This window comes from Alistipes shahii WAL 8301 (genome assembly GCF_025145845.1).
In the GTDB taxonomy this organism is placed as follows: Bacteria; Bacteroidota; Bacteroidia; order Bacteroidales; family Rikenellaceae; genus Alistipes; species Alistipes shahii.
The window spans coordinates 2,515,809-2,533,915 of record NZ_CP102253.1 but is presented as its reverse complement, the minus strand read 5'-3'; the positions used below and the strand labels follow the sequence as shown (position 1 = coordinate 2,533,915).

The window sequence follows — 18,107 nt, the reverse complement described above, 5'->3', positions numbered from 1 at the left end:
ACTTTCCACAAACTTAAAACTTCAACCATGATGCACTTCAGACTATTTGCAATCCTCTTGCTGCTGGTCGCAGGCAGTACGACGGTTGTATCCGGCCAGACGCAGCAGGAACCGACGCTCGATATGGAGTTCACGGACATCCCGCTTTCGGAGGCCATATCCCGCATCGAGAAGAACACCCGCTACACGTTCTTCTACGACGCCAAGCAGACCGACCTCTCCCAACACGTGAGCCTCAAGGCGAAGCGAATGCCGATTTCAGCCGCCTTGAAGGAAATGCTCGCCCCGACAGGGCTGAACTTCACCATCACCGAACGCCAGATCGCCCTGATCCCGGCCCGCAAGTCCCCGGCCCGGCAGCGCACGATCACAGGCGTCGTCAACGACTCGTCCGAAACGCCGCTGGCGGGCGTGGCCGTCACGCTCGTGGGCGACAACACCCGCGGTGCGGTAACGGAAGCCAACGGCAGCTTCACGCTCACGGTCCCCGACGCCGACATAACGCTCAGCTTCACCTATCTGGGCTACGTGAGCAAGAAAGTCGCCGTCCCCGCCACGCAGAACAACGTGAAGGTGTTCCTTACGGAGGACGCCGTGAAGATGGAGGACGTGGTGGTCGTGGGTTACGGAACCCAGAAAAAGGTGAACCTCACGGGCGCCATCGCCACGGTGGACGAAAAACAGCTGCAGAACCGGTCGGCGCCTTCGGTGGCCCACATGCTGCAAGGCTCCGTCCCGGGACTCACGGTCTCGACTTCGTCGGGACGCCCGGGCAATCCGGCCAGCCTCAACATCCGCGGCATCACCTCGATCAACGGCGGTTCGCCGCTGGTGCTGGTCGACGGCGCCGAAGGCGACCTGATGAAGATCAACCCCAACGACGTGGCCTCGATCTCGGTGGTCAAGGACGCTTCGGCGGCGGCCATCTACGGCGCCCGTGCGGCATTCGGCGTGGTGCTCGTGACGACCAAGAGCGGCGACTCCTCGGGCAAGACCCGCATTTCGTACAGCGGCCGCTGGGGCTGGAACGAACCCACCACCTCGACCGACTACGAGACCCGCGGCTACTACTCGGTCTACCTCAACGACCTCTTCTGGCGCTCCTACGCCGGAAACAACTACACGCGCTACACCGAACAGGACATGATGGAGCTGTGGGCGCGCCGCAACGACCGCACGGAGCATCCCGACCGCCCGTGGGTCAAGATCGACCAGCGCGACGGCCGCGACACCTATGTCTACTACGGCAACACCGACTGGTATCACTACCTGTTCAAGGATGAGCACCCGAACACGAGCCACAGCATCTCGCTCTCGGGAGGCAACGACCGTGTGGACTATCTGCTCTCGGGCAGCTATTACAGCGAGGAGGGACTTTTTCGCCAGCATCCCGACAAGCTCCAGAAGATCACATTCCGGTCGAAAATCACCTTCGACATCAACAAGTGGCTGAAGGTGAGCAACAACACCAGCTACTACAACTACAAGTACTTCTACCCCGGCCCGAGCGATGTCAATACGGCCTTCTCGTGGAGCACCGTACACGGACTGGCTTCGTTCGTTCCCGTCAACCCCGACGGCACGAGCGTCTACAACACGTCGTTCTCGAACTACCAGATCATGGACGGACTGCCCACGATCCTCAACAAAGACGGCCACACCAACGACGACCATACGGACAACATGTCGACCACGACGGAGCTGACCTGGACCCCGGTCAAAGGGCTGGAGATCAAGGGTAACTTCACCTACATGTTCAATACCACGCGCTACACCAACCGTCAGGTCAACACCGAGTACTCGCAGTATCCGGGTGAAATAAACACGCTCACGTCCGGAAAGATGGAGGACAAACTCTATGAAAAGAGCATGACCCACACCTACTATCAGGCCAACCTCTACGGCACGTTCGAACGCACCTTCGCCCGGGACCACAACTTCAAGGCGATGGTCGGCTTCAACTGGGAGACCAAATTCCTCAAGGACGTGGCCGCAACGGGTTACAACCTGCTCTCCGAAACGCTCAACGACCTGAACCTCGTGGGACAGGGCGCCGACGGCGAAAAACGCATGGAGGTAGGCGGCGGTCAGAACGAATACGCCCTGATGGGCTTCTTCGGCCGTCTGAACTACGACTACAAGGGCAAATACCTCGTCGAGGCGAGCGGCCGCTACGACGGCACATCGCGCTTCAAGCGCGGGCAGCGCTGGGGCTTCTTCCCCTCGTTCTCGCTGGGATGGCGCGTCTCGGAAGAGGCCTTCTTCGACGGCATCCGCGACCAGTTCAACAACCTCAAACTGCGCTTCTCGTACGGCCAACTGGGCAACCAGAACGTCGGTTATTACGACTATATCCGCAAAATCTCGATCGGGAGTCAAAACTACCTGTTCGGCGGCGACAAGCCCACCACGGCGACCATCTCGGCCCCGGTGGCTTCCGACCTCTCGTGGGAGCGAAGCATCCACAAGAACCTCGGCGTGGACATGAGTTTCCTGAACAACCGCCTGGCCTTCTCCGCCGACTTCTACATCCGCGACACGAAGGACATGCTCACCGCGGGCATCGCCCTGCCGGCCACCTACGGCGCCGACTCGCCGAAAATGAACAGCGCCGACCTGCGCACCAAAGGCTACGAGCTCTCGCTCAACTGGCGCGACGAGTTCCAGCTGCTGCGCCGTCCGTTCTCGTACAGCGTGACGCTGACCTTCAACGACTACGTTTCGAACATCACCAAGTTCGACAACCCCGACCGCTCCTTCGCCAAGAAATACTACGAAGGCATGCGCTGGGGCGAAATCTGGGGTTACCGCATCGACGGACTGTTCGCCTCGGACGAGGAAGCCCGCAACTACCCCGTCGACCAGACGACCGTGAACGAGATCATCAACGCCTCGGCAGGAGCCGAAAAGGGACTGCGCGCCGGCGACCTGAAATTCCGCGATCTGGACGACAACAACGTAATCTCCATCGGCAAGAACACCGTCGACGATCCGGGCGACCGCGAAATCATCGGCAACAGCCAGCCGCGCTACCACTACGGCGCCACGCTGGCGCTGCAATGGGCAGGCATCGACTTCTCGATCTTCTTCCAGGGAATCGGCCGCCAGGACTGGTACCCGGCCGCCAACGCACTGGCCTTCTGGGGTCCCTACGCACGTCCCTACGCCACCTACCTCCCCAAGAACTTCCACACGCAGATCTGGTCGGAGGAGAATCCGAACTCCTATTTCCCCCGTCCGCGCGGCTACACGGCCCTGCAGGGAACCAACCGCGAGCTGACGGCCGTCAACGACCGCTACCTGCAAAACATCGGCTACTGCCGTCTGAAAAACCTCACGGTGGGCTACACGCTGCCCAGGCAATGGACCCGCAAGGCGCTGATCGAGAGCCTGCGCATCTACTTCACGGGCGAAAACCTCTTTACCTGGTCGGGCATCCGCTCGGATTACATCGACCCTGAAATGGCCGCCACGAACGGCAACCTGCGTCTCTACCCCTGGCAGCGGACCTACATGTTCGGCGTGGACGTCACCTTCTAACCGCTTAAATGAGAAAAGTTATGAAAAAGATTCTATCGATACTGACCGTAGGCTGCGCCCTGACGCTTTCGTCGTGCGAGGACTGGCTCGACAAATATCCGCTGGCGCAGATGTCGCCCGAGACCTTCTTCTCGAACGAAAACGAGTTGCAGGCCTTCAGCAACACCTTCTACACGATCTTCCCCGGCGACGGCCTTTACAACGAAGGCTACGACAACATCGTGAAGAACGAAATCGCCGCCGAAATGCGCGACGGCCGCACGATTCCCGCCTCGGGCGGCGGCTGGACGTGGACCGACCTGCGCAAGTTCAACACCCTGCTCGAATACTCGGGCAACTGCAAGGACACCGACATCCGCAACCGCTACGACGCCGTGGCCCGTTTCTTCCGCGCCTACTTCTATTTCGAGAAGGTGAAGCGCTTCGGCGACGTGCCCTGGTATGCCAAGCCCCTCGGTTCGGCCGACCCCGAGCTGAAGCGTCCCCGCGACTCGCGCGAATTCGTCATGCAGCGCATGATCGAGGACATCGACTTCGCCATCCGCTATCTGCCGGCCGAACGCGATCTCTACCGCGTGACGAAATGGACGGCGCTGGCGCTCAAGTCGCGCTTCTGCCTCTTCGAAGGCACGTTCCGCAAGTACCACGGCATCGACGGCTACGAACACGACTGGAAATGGTATCTCGAACAGGCCGCCGACGCAGCCGAGGAATTCATCACCAACAGCGGCTATTCGCTCTACACCGCGACCGGACCGGCCACCAGCTACCGCGACCTGTTCGCCTCGGAGAACGCGCAGAGCGTCGAGGTCATCCTCGCTCGCGACTATAATTCGGCGCTGGGCGTCTTCCACAACGCCAATTTCTACACCATCAGCGCCTCGTACGGCAAACCGGGCATGACGCGCAAGATCGTCGACAGCTACCTGATGGCCGACGGTTCGCGATTCACGGACAAGGCCGGCTGGGAAACCATGGAGTTCAAGCAGCAGTGTTCGAACCGCGACCCGCGCCTGGCCCAGACCATCCGCACGCCGGGATACACGCGTATCGGAGCCACGACCAAGCTAGCGCCGGACCTGGCGAACTCGATCACCGGCTACCACGTCGTGAAGTTCGTCACCGGAACGGCGCAGGACGCCTACAACAAGTCGTTCAACGACCTGCCGATCTTCCGCTCGGCGGAGGTCTACCTCAATTTCGCCGAGGCCAAGGCCGAGCTGGGAACCCTCACGCAGGAGGACATCAACCTCTCGGTCAAACGGCTGCGCGACCGTGTGGGCATGTCCAACCTGATCCTCGACGACGCCAACAAAAACCCCGACCCCTACCTGTCGGATGCGAAGACCGGCTATCCCAACGTCACGGGTGCGAACAAGGGGGTGATCCTCGAAATCCGCCGCGAACGCACCATCGAGCTGGCGATGGAGGGATTCCGCTACTACGACATCATGCGCTGGAAGGAGGGCAAGACCTTCGAACAACCGCTGCTGGGCCTCTACATCCCCGCCAAGGGCGAGTACGACATCGACGGCGACGGAACGCCCGACGTCTATTTCGCCACCAAGGGCGAAACGCCCTCGACCACGGCCAAACTGACACTGGTGATCGACCAGGACATTCTCTTCTCCGACGGCGACCACGGCTACATCTCGCCACACAAGAACAACCCCGGCATCTGGGACGAAACCCGCGACTATTTCTATCCGATTCCGACCGACGACCGCTCGCTGACGGGCGGCGCCCTGACCCAGAACCCCGGATGGAACGACGGACTGAATTTTTAACCGCAAAACAAACCGAAAAATGTTGGAACTCATGAAAAAATACCTGATGACCCTGCTGATGCTCGGCCTGGCCTGCAATGCCGCAGCCTGCATGGAGGACGAACCGTTTTACGACACCGAAATTCCGCCCCACGTCTCGATCGACAACTCCAAGGGCGAGGGTGTGACACGTCTGGTGACCTACAATGTCGGAATCTTCAACAAATACATCAAGGACGACTACCAGCTCATCGCCGACATGATGAAGGAGATCGACGCCGACGCCATCTGCATGAACGAGCTCGACAACAACACCAACCGCACGCGCCACGTCTACCAGCTCAAGCATTTCGCATCCCTGATGGGCAGCTGGGACTTCGAATACGGTGCGGCCATGCCCTACGACGGAGGCGAATACGGCGAGGGCGTGACAACCCGCAAGAAGGCCGTGAATAAGTTTTCGGTGGCCCTGCCCAAGGGCGTGGGCGCCGAGCCGCGCGTACTGGTCGTCATGGAGATGGAGGATTACGTGATCTGCACCTCGCACCTCGACCATGTCTCTTCCGAGGCGCAGCTGGGACAGGTGGAACTGATCACCAAAACGATGAAGGAACGTTACGGCGACTCCGGGAAGCCCGTTTTCCTGGGCGGCGACATGAACGCCACACCCTCGTCGGAGACGGGCAAACTGCTCCAGAAGGACTGGGAGATCCTGACCATCACCGGATTCGGGACCTTCCCGTCGGACAATCCCTCGAAATGCATCGACTACATCATGCAGCTCAAGGGCACGCCGAAGTGCGAAGTCGTAGGCTCGCAGATCCTGCGCTGGTTCAAGTCGGGCGACGTGACGAAAGCCTCGGACCACCTGCCGGTGATGCTCGACATCAAACTCCCGGCCAAAAACAAGTAGAACCCAAAACGAACACGACCATGAAACGATATGCTTCCATCCGTCTCGTTGCGGCCGCCGCGCTGTTGATTGCGTCGGGAGGCTGCAAGGACGACGATCCGGGAACGGGGCTGAACGGGCCCGCGGTGCTGGCGATCCAGAACGCCGGGGCCGAGCCGCTCCAAATCTCGCTGCTCGAACCCAAAACCCAGACGATCGACATCCGGGCCGTCGCCCGGTCGGTCAGTGCGGAGAACCTCACCGTGACCTTCAAGGTCGACCGCACGCTGGTCGACGCCTACAACAAGGCCCACGACACGTCGTACGAACTCGTACCGGCCGAGGCCTACGAATTTTCGAAGAAGGAGGTGATCCTGCCCCGCTACAACGAGGTTTCGTCGACGGCGCAGGTGACGCTGAACAGCGAGAAGATGCCCGACGGCGAGCAGTACCTGCTGCCGATCACCATCGAACAGATCAAGGGCGACGACGCTGCGCAGACCTCCGACGAGGGCAACGTCTACTACATCCTCTTCAACAAGCGCGTGCTGCCGCCCGCCCAGCTGCTCGACCGCGAAGGCTGGAAAGTGGTCCACTGCACCTCGGAATACACCCCGGGCGAAGGCAATCCCAAGACCGGGTGGGCCAAGGACGTGCTCGACGGCAACCCGGCGAGCTATTGGACCTACAATTTCAAGGCATCCGTCGGTCCGGTGGTCTACGTTCCGTTCTATTTCGTCTTCGACATGGGCAAGGAGGTGACCGTGCGCGGCGTCCGCATCACGGCCCGCACCAAAGCCGACGGCGCCCTGAACAATCCTCCGGGCGACATCACGATCGAAACGGCCAAGACCATCACGGGCGACGGCATGGAGAACGACGCGGACTGGACATACAGCGAACGGTTCACCGGGACGAAGCCCGACGAGGGAATCATGTCCCACTCGCTCCATAACTCGGTCTATCTGGGTGAAATACAGCGGGCGCGCTACATCCGCTTCACGCTCCACATGTCGTGGAACAGCGGGTCGAGCGTAAAACCGACGCCGATGACCTACAAAGGCGGCACATTCGCCGAATTCGAAGTCTGGGGCAATCTCGAAGAACTGGACCTCGACTGATCCCTTATCACCCGCCTGCGGGAGCGTTCCCGCAGGCGGCTTTTTCAACCACCACCCTTCCCCAATCCAATGAGAAAGAGCATTTTACTAATCTTCGCCACACTTCTCGCGGCAGCCGGCTCCGCCCGGAGCATCGACATCATCCCGCGCCCCGCGGAAATCACCGAAGCCAGGGGAGAGTTTCGGATCACGGCCCAGACCGCCATCGCCGCCGAAGGAGAACTCCGGCGTCCCGCCGAAATCTTCGCAACGGACATCGAACCCGTCATCGGGCGCGAAATACCCATGGCCGCGAAGGGCGAAATCCGTCTCCGGACATCCCCGTCCCTCGCCGCCGAGGAGTACACTCTTGCCGTGACGCCCCGTACCGTCGAAATTCTCGGAGGCTCCCCGCAAGCCGTGTTCTACGCCTTGCAGACACTCCGCCAACTCGTCGCTACCGACGGAACAGTACCCGCGGTCGTCGTCCGCGACAAACCCTGCTTCGCACACCGCGGCGGAATGCTCGACTCCGGGCGTCATTTCTGGACCGTAGACGAGGTGAAGCGTTTCATCGACATCCTCGCCATGCACAAGCTGAACGTATTTCACTGGCATCTCTCCGAAGATCAGGGATGGCGCATCGAGATCAAACACTATCCCCTGCTGACCGAGATCGGGTCCGTACGCAGGGAGACCGTCATCGGCCGATACGACAAGACCGACGAAAGCCGCAACCGATACGATGGAAAACCCTACGGCGGTTTTTACACCCAGGACGACGTACGCGCCATCGTGGCCTACGCCGCAGAGCGCTACATCGAGGTCATTCCCGAGATCGACATGCCCGGGCATATGCTCGGGGCGCTGGCTTCCTATCCCCAGCTGGGATGCCGGGGCAAGGGCTACGAGGTATGGACCCACTGGGGGATTTCCAAGGACGTGCTCTGCGCCGGAAAGGAGGAGACCTTCGAATTCGTGGAAAACGTGCTCGCAGAGGTGCTCGACCTGTTCCCCTCGAAATTCATACACGTCGGGGGCGACGAATGTCCCAAGGAGCGCTGGAAGGAGTGCCCCGCCTGCCAGAGGCGCATCCGGGAGGAGGGACTGGCAAACGAAAACGAACTTCAGAGTTATTTCATGCACCGCGTCGAAAAGTGGCTCCACGAGCACGGACGCGAGTTGATCGGATGGGACGAGATCATGCAGGGCGGAATATCGAAGTCAGCGGTAATCATGGCCTGGACGGATCAGTTCCGGGGAACGGACGCCGCGAGGAAGGGAAACCGAGTCATCATGACACCCAAGTGGAACTGCTACCTCGACTACTCGCAGACTTCCGATCCCGAGAAGTACGAGCCGATAGGACCCACACGGTACCTCTCCATGAGGCAGGTTTACCGACTCGATCCCTACGACCGCCTGAAACCCGCCGAGTACAGGAATATCCTCGGCATTCAGGGAAACGTATGGACCGAATATATCGCCGATTTCGGCCATGTGCAGCGAATGACGCTCCCCAGGATGGCCGCCATCGCAGAAATCGCCTGGGCATACGACCGGAAGGATTACGACGATTTCGAAAAACGGGCCAAAAGGCTCCTGCCGGAACTTTACGGAAACGCAAAACTAAAATTCTCGGAATTCTTCTTCGAGGACATCGAGTGAACAAAGCCGCGGAAAAGCGGGTCGCCTCCCCACCCTGCGGCCTGCTTTTCCGCAACGGCTTTTCGGGGAATCCCGATTTTTAGTACTTTTACACAGTCTTACGACACGCCATGTCAGATAACGAATACGACGTTCACCTGTGGTTGAGAATCGAACGGGGGGGGGAAATCGCCGCCTTCCGGGAGTTGTTCGACCGTTACTATGCGCCGTTGTGCCGCTTCGCCGAGTTCTGGCTCCGCGACCGCGCTTCGGCCGAAGAGGTCGTACTCGACGTCTACACCCATGTCTGGCAGCACGCCGCCGAGCTGCGGATCACCGTCTCGGTACGCGCCTATCTGTTCCGCGCCGTGCGCAACCGGGCGCTCAACCGCCTGCGCGACGACCGTTTTTCCTACATTCCGTTCGAAGAGTTAGGCGAGGTTTTCGCCAGCCCCGAGTCGTTGCAGATCGAGACCGACGAGATCACGCAGCTCGTGGCCGAGGCCGTCTCGCAGCTGCCCGGCCGCTGCCGCGACATCTTCCTCAAAAGCCGCAACGAGCAGCTCTCGAACGCCGAAATAGCCGCCGAAATGCATATTTCCGTCAAGACCGTCGAAGCGCAGATGAGCAAGGCGCTGCGTCGCCTGCGCGGTCTGCTCCACAAGGAGTGACCCGCCGCGGCTGCAATGAATAAAAACGGGAAAACGTGCTGTTTTTCCGTTTTTTTTCTACCTTTGTCCGATATGGAACGCACTGCAATCTTCCCCGGGTCGTTCGACCCCTTCACGCGCGGCCATGCGGCTCTGGTCGACGAAGCGCTGAACCTGTTCGACCGCGTGATCATCGGCATCGGCAACAACACCTCCAAGCAGGGGCTGCTGACGGTCGAGAACCGCAAGCGGCTCATCGACGACATCTACCGCGGCGATGAGCGCGTCGAGGCGTGCATCTACACCGGGCTGACGGGCGAATTCGCCGAGGCGGCAGGAGCCTGCGCCATCATCCGCGGCGTGAGGAACACCACCGACTTCGAGTACGAACGCACGATGGAGGCCACCAACCACCGCATCTACCCCGACATCACGACCGTCATGCTGTTCACCCCCTCGCCCGTGGCCGACATCTCGTCGTCGACCGTGCGCGAGGTGCTTTCGTTCGGCCGCACCGTGGAAGAGTTCATGCCCATAGGAATAGATATTAACAAATACCTGTAACATATGAAACATATGATGGAATTTACAGCCGAAATGATCGCCGGATTCCTGGGCGGCGACATCGTCGGCAACAAGGACGCCAAGGTACACACCGTTTCGTCGATCGAGGAGGGCAGGGCCGGATCGCTGGCCTACCTCACGAACCCCAAATACGAACCGTTTCTCTACACCACGGGCGCGTCAATCGTGCTGGTCGACCGTGCGTTCGAGCCTTCGCAGCCGGTAGCCGCGACGCTCGTCAAGGTGGACGACGCGGGCGCCTGCGTCCTGAAACTGCTCGAAATGTACAACGCCGCCAAACCCCGCCGCAAGGGGATCAGCGGCCGCGCATCGGTCTCGGAACGGGCGCAGGTCGGTCAGGAGTGCTACATCGGCGATTTCGCGGTCGTCGAGGAGGAGGCCGTCATCGGCGAGGGTTGCCAGATCTACCCCCAGGTCTACGTGGGCCGCGGCGTCCGGATCGGCGACAACACCACGCTCTACCCCGGAGTCAAAATCTACGAAGGCTGCATCGTGGGTGCGAACTGCATCCTCCACGCAGGGGCGGTGATCGGCGCCGACGGATTCGGGTTCATGCCCAACGCCGCGGGCGGATTCGACAAGATTCCCCAGCTGGGCAACGTGGTGATCGAGGACGACGTGGAGATCGGCGCCAACACCTGCATCGACCGCGCCAAGACCGACTCGACCGTCATCCGCCGGGGCGTGAAACTCGACAACCTGATCCAGATCGGCCATAACGTGCAGATCGGCGAGAACACCGTGTCGTCGGCCCAGACCGGCATCGCGGGAACTTCGAAGGTCGGCCGCAACTGCTTCCTCGCGGGTCAGGTGGGCATCGCCGACCACGTCACCATCGGCGACCGCGTGAAGGTCGGCTCGAAGAGCGGACTCGACAAGAACGTTCCCGACGACGAAATCCGCTTCGGATACCCCGCCCTCCCGGGCATGCAGTACCACCGTTCGGCAGCCGTGTTCAAACGCCTGCCCGAACTGGCGCAGCAGGTCCGCGCGCTGGAAAAACAACTTGCAGAACTCACAAAAAAATAATTCGATGAAAAAAATCCTGATCCTCGCAGCGGCGGCAGCCGTGTTGTGCAGCTGCGCCAACAAAAACAAGTACGTCGTCGACGGCAAGGTCGAAGGAGCCAACAGCATGGTTTACCTCTTCGACGAGAAGGACAACATCCTCGATTCGGCGGCCGTGACCAACGGGGTGTTCCGCTTCGAGGGCGTAGCCGAGAAACCGCAGACGGCCATTCTGCGCGACGCACGCGACGACGGGGCGACGTTCGGCGCCATGCTGATCCTCGAACCGGGCACGATCAACGTGACCGACGACGCACAGAACCCCTACCGCAAGAAGGTGACGGGCACGCCGGCCAACGACGCCAGCGACGCCTACGCCACGGCCGGAAGCGCCCTCGTGCAGGAGTTCCGCAATCCGGAAACCACCGCCGAGCGTCGCGAGGCCATCGAACAGGAGTACGAACAGCTGACCCGCACGGTCCTGGACCAGAACCGCGACAACCTCTTCGGCGTGATGCTGCTGTCCCAGCAGCTCGGCTACGAGCTTTCGGGGCAGGAACTGCTCGACGAGATCGCCAAATTCCCGGCCGAGATGCAGCAGACCGACGCACTGGTGCGGCTCAAGGAGAACGCCGAGCAGATGATCAAGACCGACATCGGCCAGCCGTTCATCGACATCGCACAGCCCAATGCCGACGGCGAGCAGGTATCGCTCGAATCGGTGGTCAGGAATCCGGCGAACAAATATGTCCTGCTCGACTTCTGGGCTTCGTGGTGCGGTCCCTGCATGGGCGAAGTTCCCCACCTGAAGAAGACCTACGACGAGTTCCGCAAGAAGGGTTTCGAAATCTACGGCGTATCGTTCGACGAGGACCGCGGCGACTGGCTCGGCGCCGTCGAGCAGAACGGCATGAACTGGCTGCACGTCAGCGAGGTGAAAGGCTTCGACAACCAAGCCGCCAAGGATTACGCCATCCAGGGCATTCCGTCGAACTTCCTGATCGACGGTCAGGGCACGATCGTCGCCAGGAACCTGCGCGGCGAGGCGCTCTACGAAAAGATCTCGGAACTGCTGGCCCAGTAATTCCCCAACGACATTCCGGCCCCTCCGTTCCGTACAGCCGGAAGGAGGGGCTTTTTCCATAAAATGCAGATGAAATCCGTCGAGAAATACAGAATCATGGGCATCGACCCCGGCACGAACTACATGGGTTACGGCGTGCTGGAGATCGAGGGGCGCACGGTGCGCTCGGTGGTGCTGGGCGACATCGACCTGCATAAGCTCCCCGACCCCTACGCCAAACTGCGTTACATTTTCGAGCGCGTGGGAGCGCTGGTCGACGAGTACGCCCCGCGCGAAGTGGCGCTGGAGTCGCCGTTCTTCGGCGAGAACGTGCAGTCGATGCTCAAGCTGGGACGGGCGCAGGGCGTGGCCATGGCCGCAGCGTTGAGCCGCGGCATCGACGTTTTCGAATATGCCCCGATGCGCATCAAACAGTCGATCACGGGCCGCGGATCGGCCGCCAAGGAGCAGGTGGCCTCCATCGTCTGCCGCACGCTCGCCATCGACCGCCCTCCCAAGCGGCTCGACGCCACGGACGGCATGGCCGTCGCCCTGTGCCACTACTTCACCTCGGCCAGTCCGCTCAACGCCGCGCTGGGCGACGAACGCGTCAAGGGGCTCGGAGGCGGCAAAAAAGCCGCCTCCAAGGGCGGCTCGCAGAGCTGGGAGCAATTCCTGAAAAAGAATCCCGACCGGGAGATCAAATAAAACCAACACCAAACTACCCACCGCCATGAAAAACCTTCTGACCACCGCCCTCGCCGCCCTGCTATGCAGTTGCGGAGGCGCAAACTACACCATCACAGGCCGCTACGAACTGCCTCCGGGCGACTCGGTCTATCTGCTGGCTTCCGACAACACGGTGCTCGCCGCCGGTGTCGTGAACGCCGACACGACCGTTTCGCTGCAAGGGACCGTTACGACTCCCGACCTGGTTTTCCTGGCCAACGCGAAGCGAACCAACCACCCCGCCTGGCTTTTCCTCGAACCCGGAAAAATCCGAATCGAGAAATACGATCCCGCATTCGGCTATGTCGTCTGCGGAACACCGCTCAACGACCGGAAAAAAGCATTCGACGAAGCGATGTACGCCTTCGGAGACAAACTCCGCAAAGGCTCCCCGGGGCAGTCGCTCCAAGCGATCCTGGCCGAAATGAATGCACTCTATACCCGAACCGTAGACGCCAACCTCGACAATGTTTTCGGAGCCTGGGTCTTCAACAGCTACGAATTCCAGAACATCAAGGACAATCCCGAAAAAGTCAAAGCCCGGCTGGCGCAATTCACCCCCGGAATACAAGCGCATCCGATGTTGAAAAAGTCGCAGGATGCCTCCCAGGCCACCGCACGGAGCGCTGTCGGCCAACCCTATACCGATTTTTCCTGTAAAAACGCCGCCGGAGAGACCATTGCGCTCTCGTCACTCACAGGTCCCGGCCGCTGGGTGCTGCTCGACTTCTGGGCCACATGGTGTACGCCCTGCATGAACGAAGTGCCCCATTTGAAGAAAGCCTACGAAACCTTTCACGCCAAAGGCTTTGAAATCTACGGCGTATCGCTCGACACGGACCTGACCCGTTGGGAAAACATCATCGGCGAACAAGGCATGAACTGGATCAATGTGGCACAGAAAAAAGGCGGAGGATTCGATCCAACAGCGCTCTATGCCGTCAGTTCCATCCCCGCAAACTTCCTGATCTCACCCGAAGGTAAAATCGTAGCGAAGAACCTGCGCGGCGAACACCTCGAAGAAAAACTCGCAGAAGTACTCAAATAAAGACTTTCCGATGAACAGAATTTGCCCGACAATCCTCGCCGCCGTGGCGCTATCCGGCTGCGGAGGCCCCAATTACACCCTTTCGGGCAGGGCAGACCTCGCTCCGGGCGACACGCTCCGCCTGTGCTCGCCCTACGAGAACGACTCGGTGCTGGCCACGACGGTCATACGCCGCGACAGTTCGTTCCGCATCCGCGGACACGTCTCCGAACCGACGATCGCCAACCTGACGCACAACGACCGCCGTATCGGGGCGCCGATCCTGCTCGAAGCGGCCGACATCCGGCTCGAGCCCACGGGCGACGTACGCGGCTTCCAGTTCACCGGAACGCCGCTCAACGATGCATTCAACGCCATGAATGCCGCGCAGGTATCGCTCGGCAACGTCCTGCAGGCACTGGAAAACGAACCGGACACACCCGAGCGCAGGCGGAAACTCGACTCGCTGGGACGGATTTACCGGCAGATTCCCGGCGACGCGCTGGAAGCCAACCGCGACAACCTGCTGGGCGCATTCCTCTACGCCCGCCGCACCGATGCGGACCCGGCGAAGCCCCGCGAACGGCTCGCGCAGTTCCCCGCCCAATTGCAGAACCACCCCGTGCTGGCGAGCGTACGGCGCGAGATCGAAGCCGTCGAACGCTCGTCCGTCGGCCGACCCTACATGGACCTCACGCTGAAAGACGCCGACGGAGAGACCGTCGCCCTCTCGTCGCTCGCAGGACCCGGCCGCTGGGTGCTGCTCGACTTCTGGGCCACGTGGTGCGGTCCCTGCTGCCGGGAAATCCCCTACCTGAAAGAAGCCTATGCCGCATTCAGCGGACGCGGATTTTCGATCTACGCGGTGTCGATCGACCACGATGCGGCACGCTGGCAGCGGTTTCTCGCCGAAAACGACCTGCCGTGGACGAACGTGCTGTCCTCCGGCTGCGGCAGGCAAAGCCCTGCCGCAGCAATGTACGGCATCCGCTTCATTCCGTCGAATTTCCTGATCTCGCCCGACGGCGTGATCGTCGCCCGCAACCTTCCCGGCAGGCAATTGCAGTCCCGGCTGGAGGAATTGATGAAATAGCGTCATTTTTTAAACGACTGATAATCCGAACGATGGCACAACACCCGTCGTCCGGATCATCTTTTTTACTAAATTTTTTAAGCAATTATTTGCGTGTTTCGGATTTTTGCCCTACATTTGCATTCGCAATTCGGCACCGTAGCTTAATTGAATAGAGCATCTGACTACGGATCAGAAGGTTACAGGTTTGAGTCCTGTCGGTGTCACTCTCAAAATCAACCACTTACAGCAATGTAGGTGGTTTTTTCGTGTCTTGTTTTCAGCCCGTTTTCCGTCGGTTTACGCAGTTTGTGTAAACCAATGTGTAAACCGAATTTTCCCGATGAACACGACAATCGAGGCGGTACTCTACACATCCAAAACATTATCCAACGGTCAGCATCCCATTATGTTACGGCTGACGAAAAACCGAAAACGAAAGTACATCAGTCTGCACATTTCCCTCGCTCCGCAATACTGGGATGCAGAAAAGTGTAAACCGCGCCGTAACTGTCCCGACAAAGAACGCATCGAAGCCCTTATCCAACAGAAAACGCAGGAACTCCAAAGTCAGGTCATGGATTTCAAGACCAGCGATAAGGAATACACGCTGAACACACTCGTTGAAAAGGCATCCCGCAAGGTCGTGCGCCGAACCGTCGGCGACTATCTGAACGACTACATCGACCGCCTGCTGGCCGAGAAACGTGTAGGCAACGCCAAAACCTTTCAGGAACTCCGCACCTCGCTGACGAAATTCTGCCGTTCGCTGGACTTTTATTTTATAGACATCGACGCCGAGTGGCTGAAACGATACGAACAATGGCTGCGGGTGGAACGGCATTATTCCGACAACTCCATCGGCATCCGTTTCCGTTCGTTGCGGGTGCTCTACAACAGCGCAATCACCGACGGGCTAATCAAGAAAACGGACTACCCTTTCGACACGTTCAAAGTGAGCCGATTCAAGGAAGCCACGGCCAAACGGTCGCTGACAAAAGAGGACATAAGGCGGATTATGGATTGCGAGGTGCGGACGCTGACCAAGTACCCCAAACCGTTCCTGCAACTGGCAAAGGACTTGTTCCTGTTCAGCTATCTGTCGTGCGGCATCAATCTGACAGACATTCTGCACATCCGTTATACCGACATCGTGGACGGGAGGCTGGTTTTCAACCGTCAGAAAACGGGTAAACTCCTGTCGTTCCAACTCCAACCCGCCGCCCTCGACATTCTCGACAAGTACCGTCAACCGAACGCACATCCGCAGGATTACATTTTCCCTGTTTTAAGGCGTTCTGTTCACGTTACGGCACAACAGCAGTACGGACGGGTGCAACGGACGAACAAGCGGATAAATCGCTATCTGAAACTAATCGGCGAGCATCTACACCTGCCTATCACGCTCACGACATACGTTGCTCGGCACTCGTTCGCCACCGTGCTCAAAAGGTCGGGAGTTTCGACATCCATCATCAGCGAATCGCTGGGGCACAGTTCGGAAAAGATTACGCAAATCTACCTCGATTCGTTCGAGAACTCGCAGATAGATGCGGCCATGCAGAATTTATTGTGAGGAGGTGACAAGGTTTGAAAAAAGGTCTATCTTATAGCCCCCGCAACCGAGTTTGTCACTACCTTTTAAGGGATTATCCGATTTAATCGGGTAGTCCCTTTTCTTTTTTCTGCGGTCGTCAGTTGCGTCAGAAAGCGGAATTTTGTAAATTCGTTGAAACAATTACCGCTTATGAACGAACTTACAGGCTCGAAAGGCTGTTTGGCTACCGATACCCGCTCCTTACGGGAAATCGCCCCGTTGCTGGAAAACTATTTCGGCATTACGCTGGGTTACTTTGAAAATGAAATCGAATTGAGTACAGGCAAACATGCCGCCAAAGCGATCCAAGAGGATCACGAGATATATTTGCCTATTAACCGTTTCGATTATGACGCTTATATGGAACTGTTCGGAGAAACGCCCCTTTTGACCGATCGATTGCGTGAAGCCCTTTTATTCGTGGCTTACATCATCACCGACCGCAAATTCAACGAGGAGGAGTTATACGAACGCGGATATTGGGAAGATTGGAACACCTATAAGGGCGAGTGGGCGAAACTGATGCTTTTTATGGAAGAAACCGAACAACGGCATCGGAACCTGTACGAACGTGTCGGAGAACAGGAAATGCCCGTGACCCTGCGCACCAACAGCCGCAAGCAGGAACCGCAGACGATTCCCAATACGAATAACTGGCTGTTCCGTCTGATCCGAAAGGAACTCGCCGATTATTTCCCCGACATTCAGACCGCCGAAGATGCACGGCAGGAATTGGAACGACGCAAACCGTCGGCAGGAGCCAAACCGATGAATACGCGCTATCCGATTGTCGCATACGGGATTTATCGGATGCTCCATGAAGAAAACGCAATGTCCGAGAATCCCGACACGCCGAACGAACTTTGCAGGTTGATCTACGATTACACCCGCTTCGTCGGGTGCTATCCCTCCTATAAAGGCTATGACGGTTCTTTCAACCCCAAAAACATACGCGCCGACATCGGCTATATAAAGAAGAACGTACAGAAATACGGCGGGGAAAAGATACCGAAATTCCCGTCTGTCGAGTTCGAGCGAATACACATCGTAACGGACAATATCGTTCATAAGGATTTATTCTGAATAACCGACATATTTCAGGTAGAGAATGGGTGCAGAAATGCACCCTTTTTCTTTACCTGTTCCGCCGAAACCCAAGAGCGTTTTTTGCGTTATCGTAACAGAGTAGAAGAACCCGATATGAAACTGACGAGCAGGTAAATAATAGGCATGAAAACAGCCGACATTGTTTACCTCGAAAGGCTCGGAAAACGCGAAAAAATGGCTGATATTTGCCAGCGTAATCAATAACGACAAGACAATGTACCGAACGAAAAAACGACTGAAAACGGCTCTTTGCAACGGAGTGAAGAACAGAGGTAAAGAACAGGCTGAAAACAAGCCGATATTCTCTACCCCGAGCCGATTAGC

14 protein-coding genes and 1 tRNA gene are annotated in these 18,107 nt (G+C 58.7%); all 15 read left to right on the top strand.

What is annotated here, in order from left to right; translation table 11 throughout:
- Positions 1 to 30: 30 nt before the first annotated feature.
- The 15 genes from NQ492_RS10730 (at position 31) to NQ492_RS10660 (ending at position 17,759) form a co-directional block, all read left to right on the top strand.
- On the top strand, positions 31 to 3,540 hold the full coding sequence (locus tag NQ492_RS10730; protein WP_259872907.1) for a TonB-dependent receptor: 3,510 nt from the start codon (positions 31 to 33) through the stop codon (positions 3,538 to 3,540).
- A gap of 20 nt (positions 3,541 to 3,560) precedes the next feature.
- On the top strand, positions 3,561 to 5,327 hold the full coding sequence (locus tag NQ492_RS10725; RefSeq protein WP_015547537.1) for a RagB/SusD family nutrient uptake outer membrane protein: 1,767 nt from the start codon (positions 3,561 to 3,563) through the stop codon (positions 5,325 to 5,327).
- A gap of 31 nt (positions 5,328 to 5,358) precedes the next feature.
- A complete protein-coding gene (locus NQ492_RS10720; protein ID WP_229104312.1) occupies positions 5,359 to 6,219 on the top strand; it encodes an endonuclease/exonuclease/phosphatase family protein in 861 nt (286 codons plus the stop codon).
- A 20-nt stretch (positions 6,220 to 6,239) separates the two neighbouring features.
- Positions 6,240 to 7,319: a BT_3987 domain-containing protein gene (locus NQ492_RS10715; RefSeq protein WP_015547535.1), complete on the top strand. Its 1,080-nt coding sequence runs from the start codon at positions 6,240 to 6,242 to the stop codon at positions 7,317 to 7,319.
- A gap of 69 nt (positions 7,320 to 7,388) precedes the next feature.
- On the top strand, positions 7,389 to 8,966 hold the full coding sequence (locus NQ492_RS10710) for a beta-N-acetylhexosaminidase (protein ID WP_259872906.1): 1,578 nt from the start codon (positions 7,389 to 7,391) through the stop codon (positions 8,964 to 8,966).
- A gap of 110 nt (positions 8,967 to 9,076) precedes the next feature.
- Positions 9,077 to 9,616, top strand: coding sequence for an RNA polymerase sigma-70 factor (locus NQ492_RS10705; protein ID WP_229028749.1), 540 nt, complete (start codon positions 9,077 to 9,079; stop codon positions 9,614 to 9,616).
- A 72-nt stretch (positions 9,617 to 9,688) separates the two neighbouring features.
- On the top strand, positions 9,689 to 10,159 hold the full coding sequence (gene coaD / locus NQ492_RS10700; RefSeq protein WP_015547533.1) for a pantetheine-phosphate adenylyltransferase: 471 nt from the start codon (positions 9,689 to 9,691) through the stop codon (positions 10,157 to 10,159).
- Between the two features lie 12 nt (positions 10,160 to 10,171).
- Positions 10,172 to 11,209, top strand: coding sequence for a UDP-3-O-(3-hydroxymyristoyl)glucosamine N-acyltransferase (gene lpxD, locus NQ492_RS10695; RefSeq protein WP_044054509.1), 1,038 nt, complete (start codon positions 10,172 to 10,174; stop codon positions 11,207 to 11,209).
- 4 nt (positions 11,210 to 11,213) lie between these two features.
- Entirely contained in the window at positions 11,214 to 12,272 is a 1,059-nt protein-coding gene (locus NQ492_RS10690) for a TlpA disulfide reductase family protein (protein ID WP_015547531.1), read from the top strand.
- A 69-nt stretch (positions 12,273 to 12,341) separates the two neighbouring features.
- Complete coding sequence (gene ruvC, locus NQ492_RS10685; protein ID WP_022062499.1) at positions 12,342 to 12,959, top strand: crossover junction endodeoxyribonuclease RuvC; 618 nt, start codon at positions 12,342 to 12,344, stop codon at positions 12,957 to 12,959.
- 25 nt (positions 12,960 to 12,984) lie between these two features.
- A complete protein-coding gene (locus NQ492_RS10680) occupies positions 12,985 to 14,028 on the top strand; it encodes a TlpA disulfide reductase family protein (RefSeq protein WP_015547529.1) in 1,044 nt (347 codons plus the stop codon).
- Positions 14,029 to 14,038: 10 nt separating this feature from the next.
- Positions 14,039 to 15,100, top strand: a complete 1,062-nt coding sequence (locus NQ492_RS10675) for a TlpA disulfide reductase family protein (protein ID WP_044054508.1) — start codon at positions 14,039 to 14,041, stop codon at positions 15,098 to 15,100.
- A gap of 132 nt (positions 15,101 to 15,232) precedes the next feature.
- A tRNA-Arg gene (locus tag NQ492_RS10670) sits at positions 15,233 to 15,306 on the top strand.
- Between the two features lie 116 nt (positions 15,307 to 15,422).
- Complete coding sequence (locus NQ492_RS10665) at positions 15,423 to 16,655, top strand: site-specific integrase (protein ID WP_044054507.1); 1,233 nt, start codon at positions 15,423 to 15,425, stop codon at positions 16,653 to 16,655.
- A gap of 171 nt (positions 16,656 to 16,826) precedes the next feature.
- Entirely contained in the window at positions 16,827 to 17,759 is a 933-nt protein-coding gene (locus tag NQ492_RS10660; protein ID WP_015547527.1) for a hypothetical protein, read from the top strand.
- The last annotated feature ends 348 nt before the right edge of the window (positions 17,760 to 18,107 follow it).

Coding starts and splice junctions, on each gene's coding strand:
- NQ492_RS10680 (WP_015547529.1), top strand. CDS start 12,985: ATGAAAAACCTTCTGACCACCGCCCTCGCCGCCCTGCTATGCAGTTGC.
- NQ492_RS10705 (WP_229028749.1), top strand. CDS start 9,077: ATGTCAGATAACGAATACGACGTTCACCTGTGGTTGAGAATCGAACGG.
- NQ492_RS10710 (WP_259872906.1), top strand. CDS start 7,389: ATGAGAAAGAGCATTTTACTAATCTTCGCCACACTTCTCGCGGCAGCC.
- NQ492_RS10720 (WP_229104312.1), top strand. CDS start 5,359: ATGAAAAAATACCTGATGACCCTGCTGATGCTCGGCCTGGCCTGCAAT.
- NQ492_RS10660 (WP_015547527.1), top strand. CDS start 16,827: ATGAACGAACTTACAGGCTCGAAAGGCTGTTTGGCTACCGATACCCGC.
- coaD (WP_015547533.1), top strand. CDS start 9,689: ATGGAACGCACTGCAATCTTCCCCGGGTCGTTCGACCCCTTCACGCGC.
- NQ492_RS10725 (WP_015547537.1), top strand. CDS start 3,561: ATGAAAAAGATTCTATCGATACTGACCGTAGGCTGCGCCCTGACGCTT.
- NQ492_RS10675 (WP_044054508.1), top strand. CDS start 14,039: ATGAACAGAATTTGCCCGACAATCCTCGCCGCCGTGGCGCTATCCGGC.
- NQ492_RS10690 (WP_015547531.1), top strand. CDS start 11,214: ATGAAAAAAATCCTGATCCTCGCAGCGGCGGCAGCCGTGTTGTGCAGC.
- NQ492_RS10730 (WP_259872907.1), top strand. CDS start 31: ATGCACTTCAGACTATTTGCAATCCTCTTGCTGCTGGTCGCAGGCAGT.
- NQ492_RS10715 (WP_015547535.1), top strand. CDS start 6,240: ATGAAACGATATGCTTCCATCCGTCTCGTTGCGGCCGCCGCGCTGTTG.
- NQ492_RS10665 (WP_044054507.1), top strand. CDS start 15,423: ATGAACACGACAATCGAGGCGGTACTCTACACATCCAAAACATTATCC.
- lpxD (WP_044054509.1), top strand. CDS start 10,172: ATGATGGAATTTACAGCCGAAATGATCGCCGGATTCCTGGGCGGCGAC.
- ruvC (WP_022062499.1), top strand. CDS start 12,342: ATGAAATCCGTCGAGAAATACAGAATCATGGGCATCGACCCCGGCACG.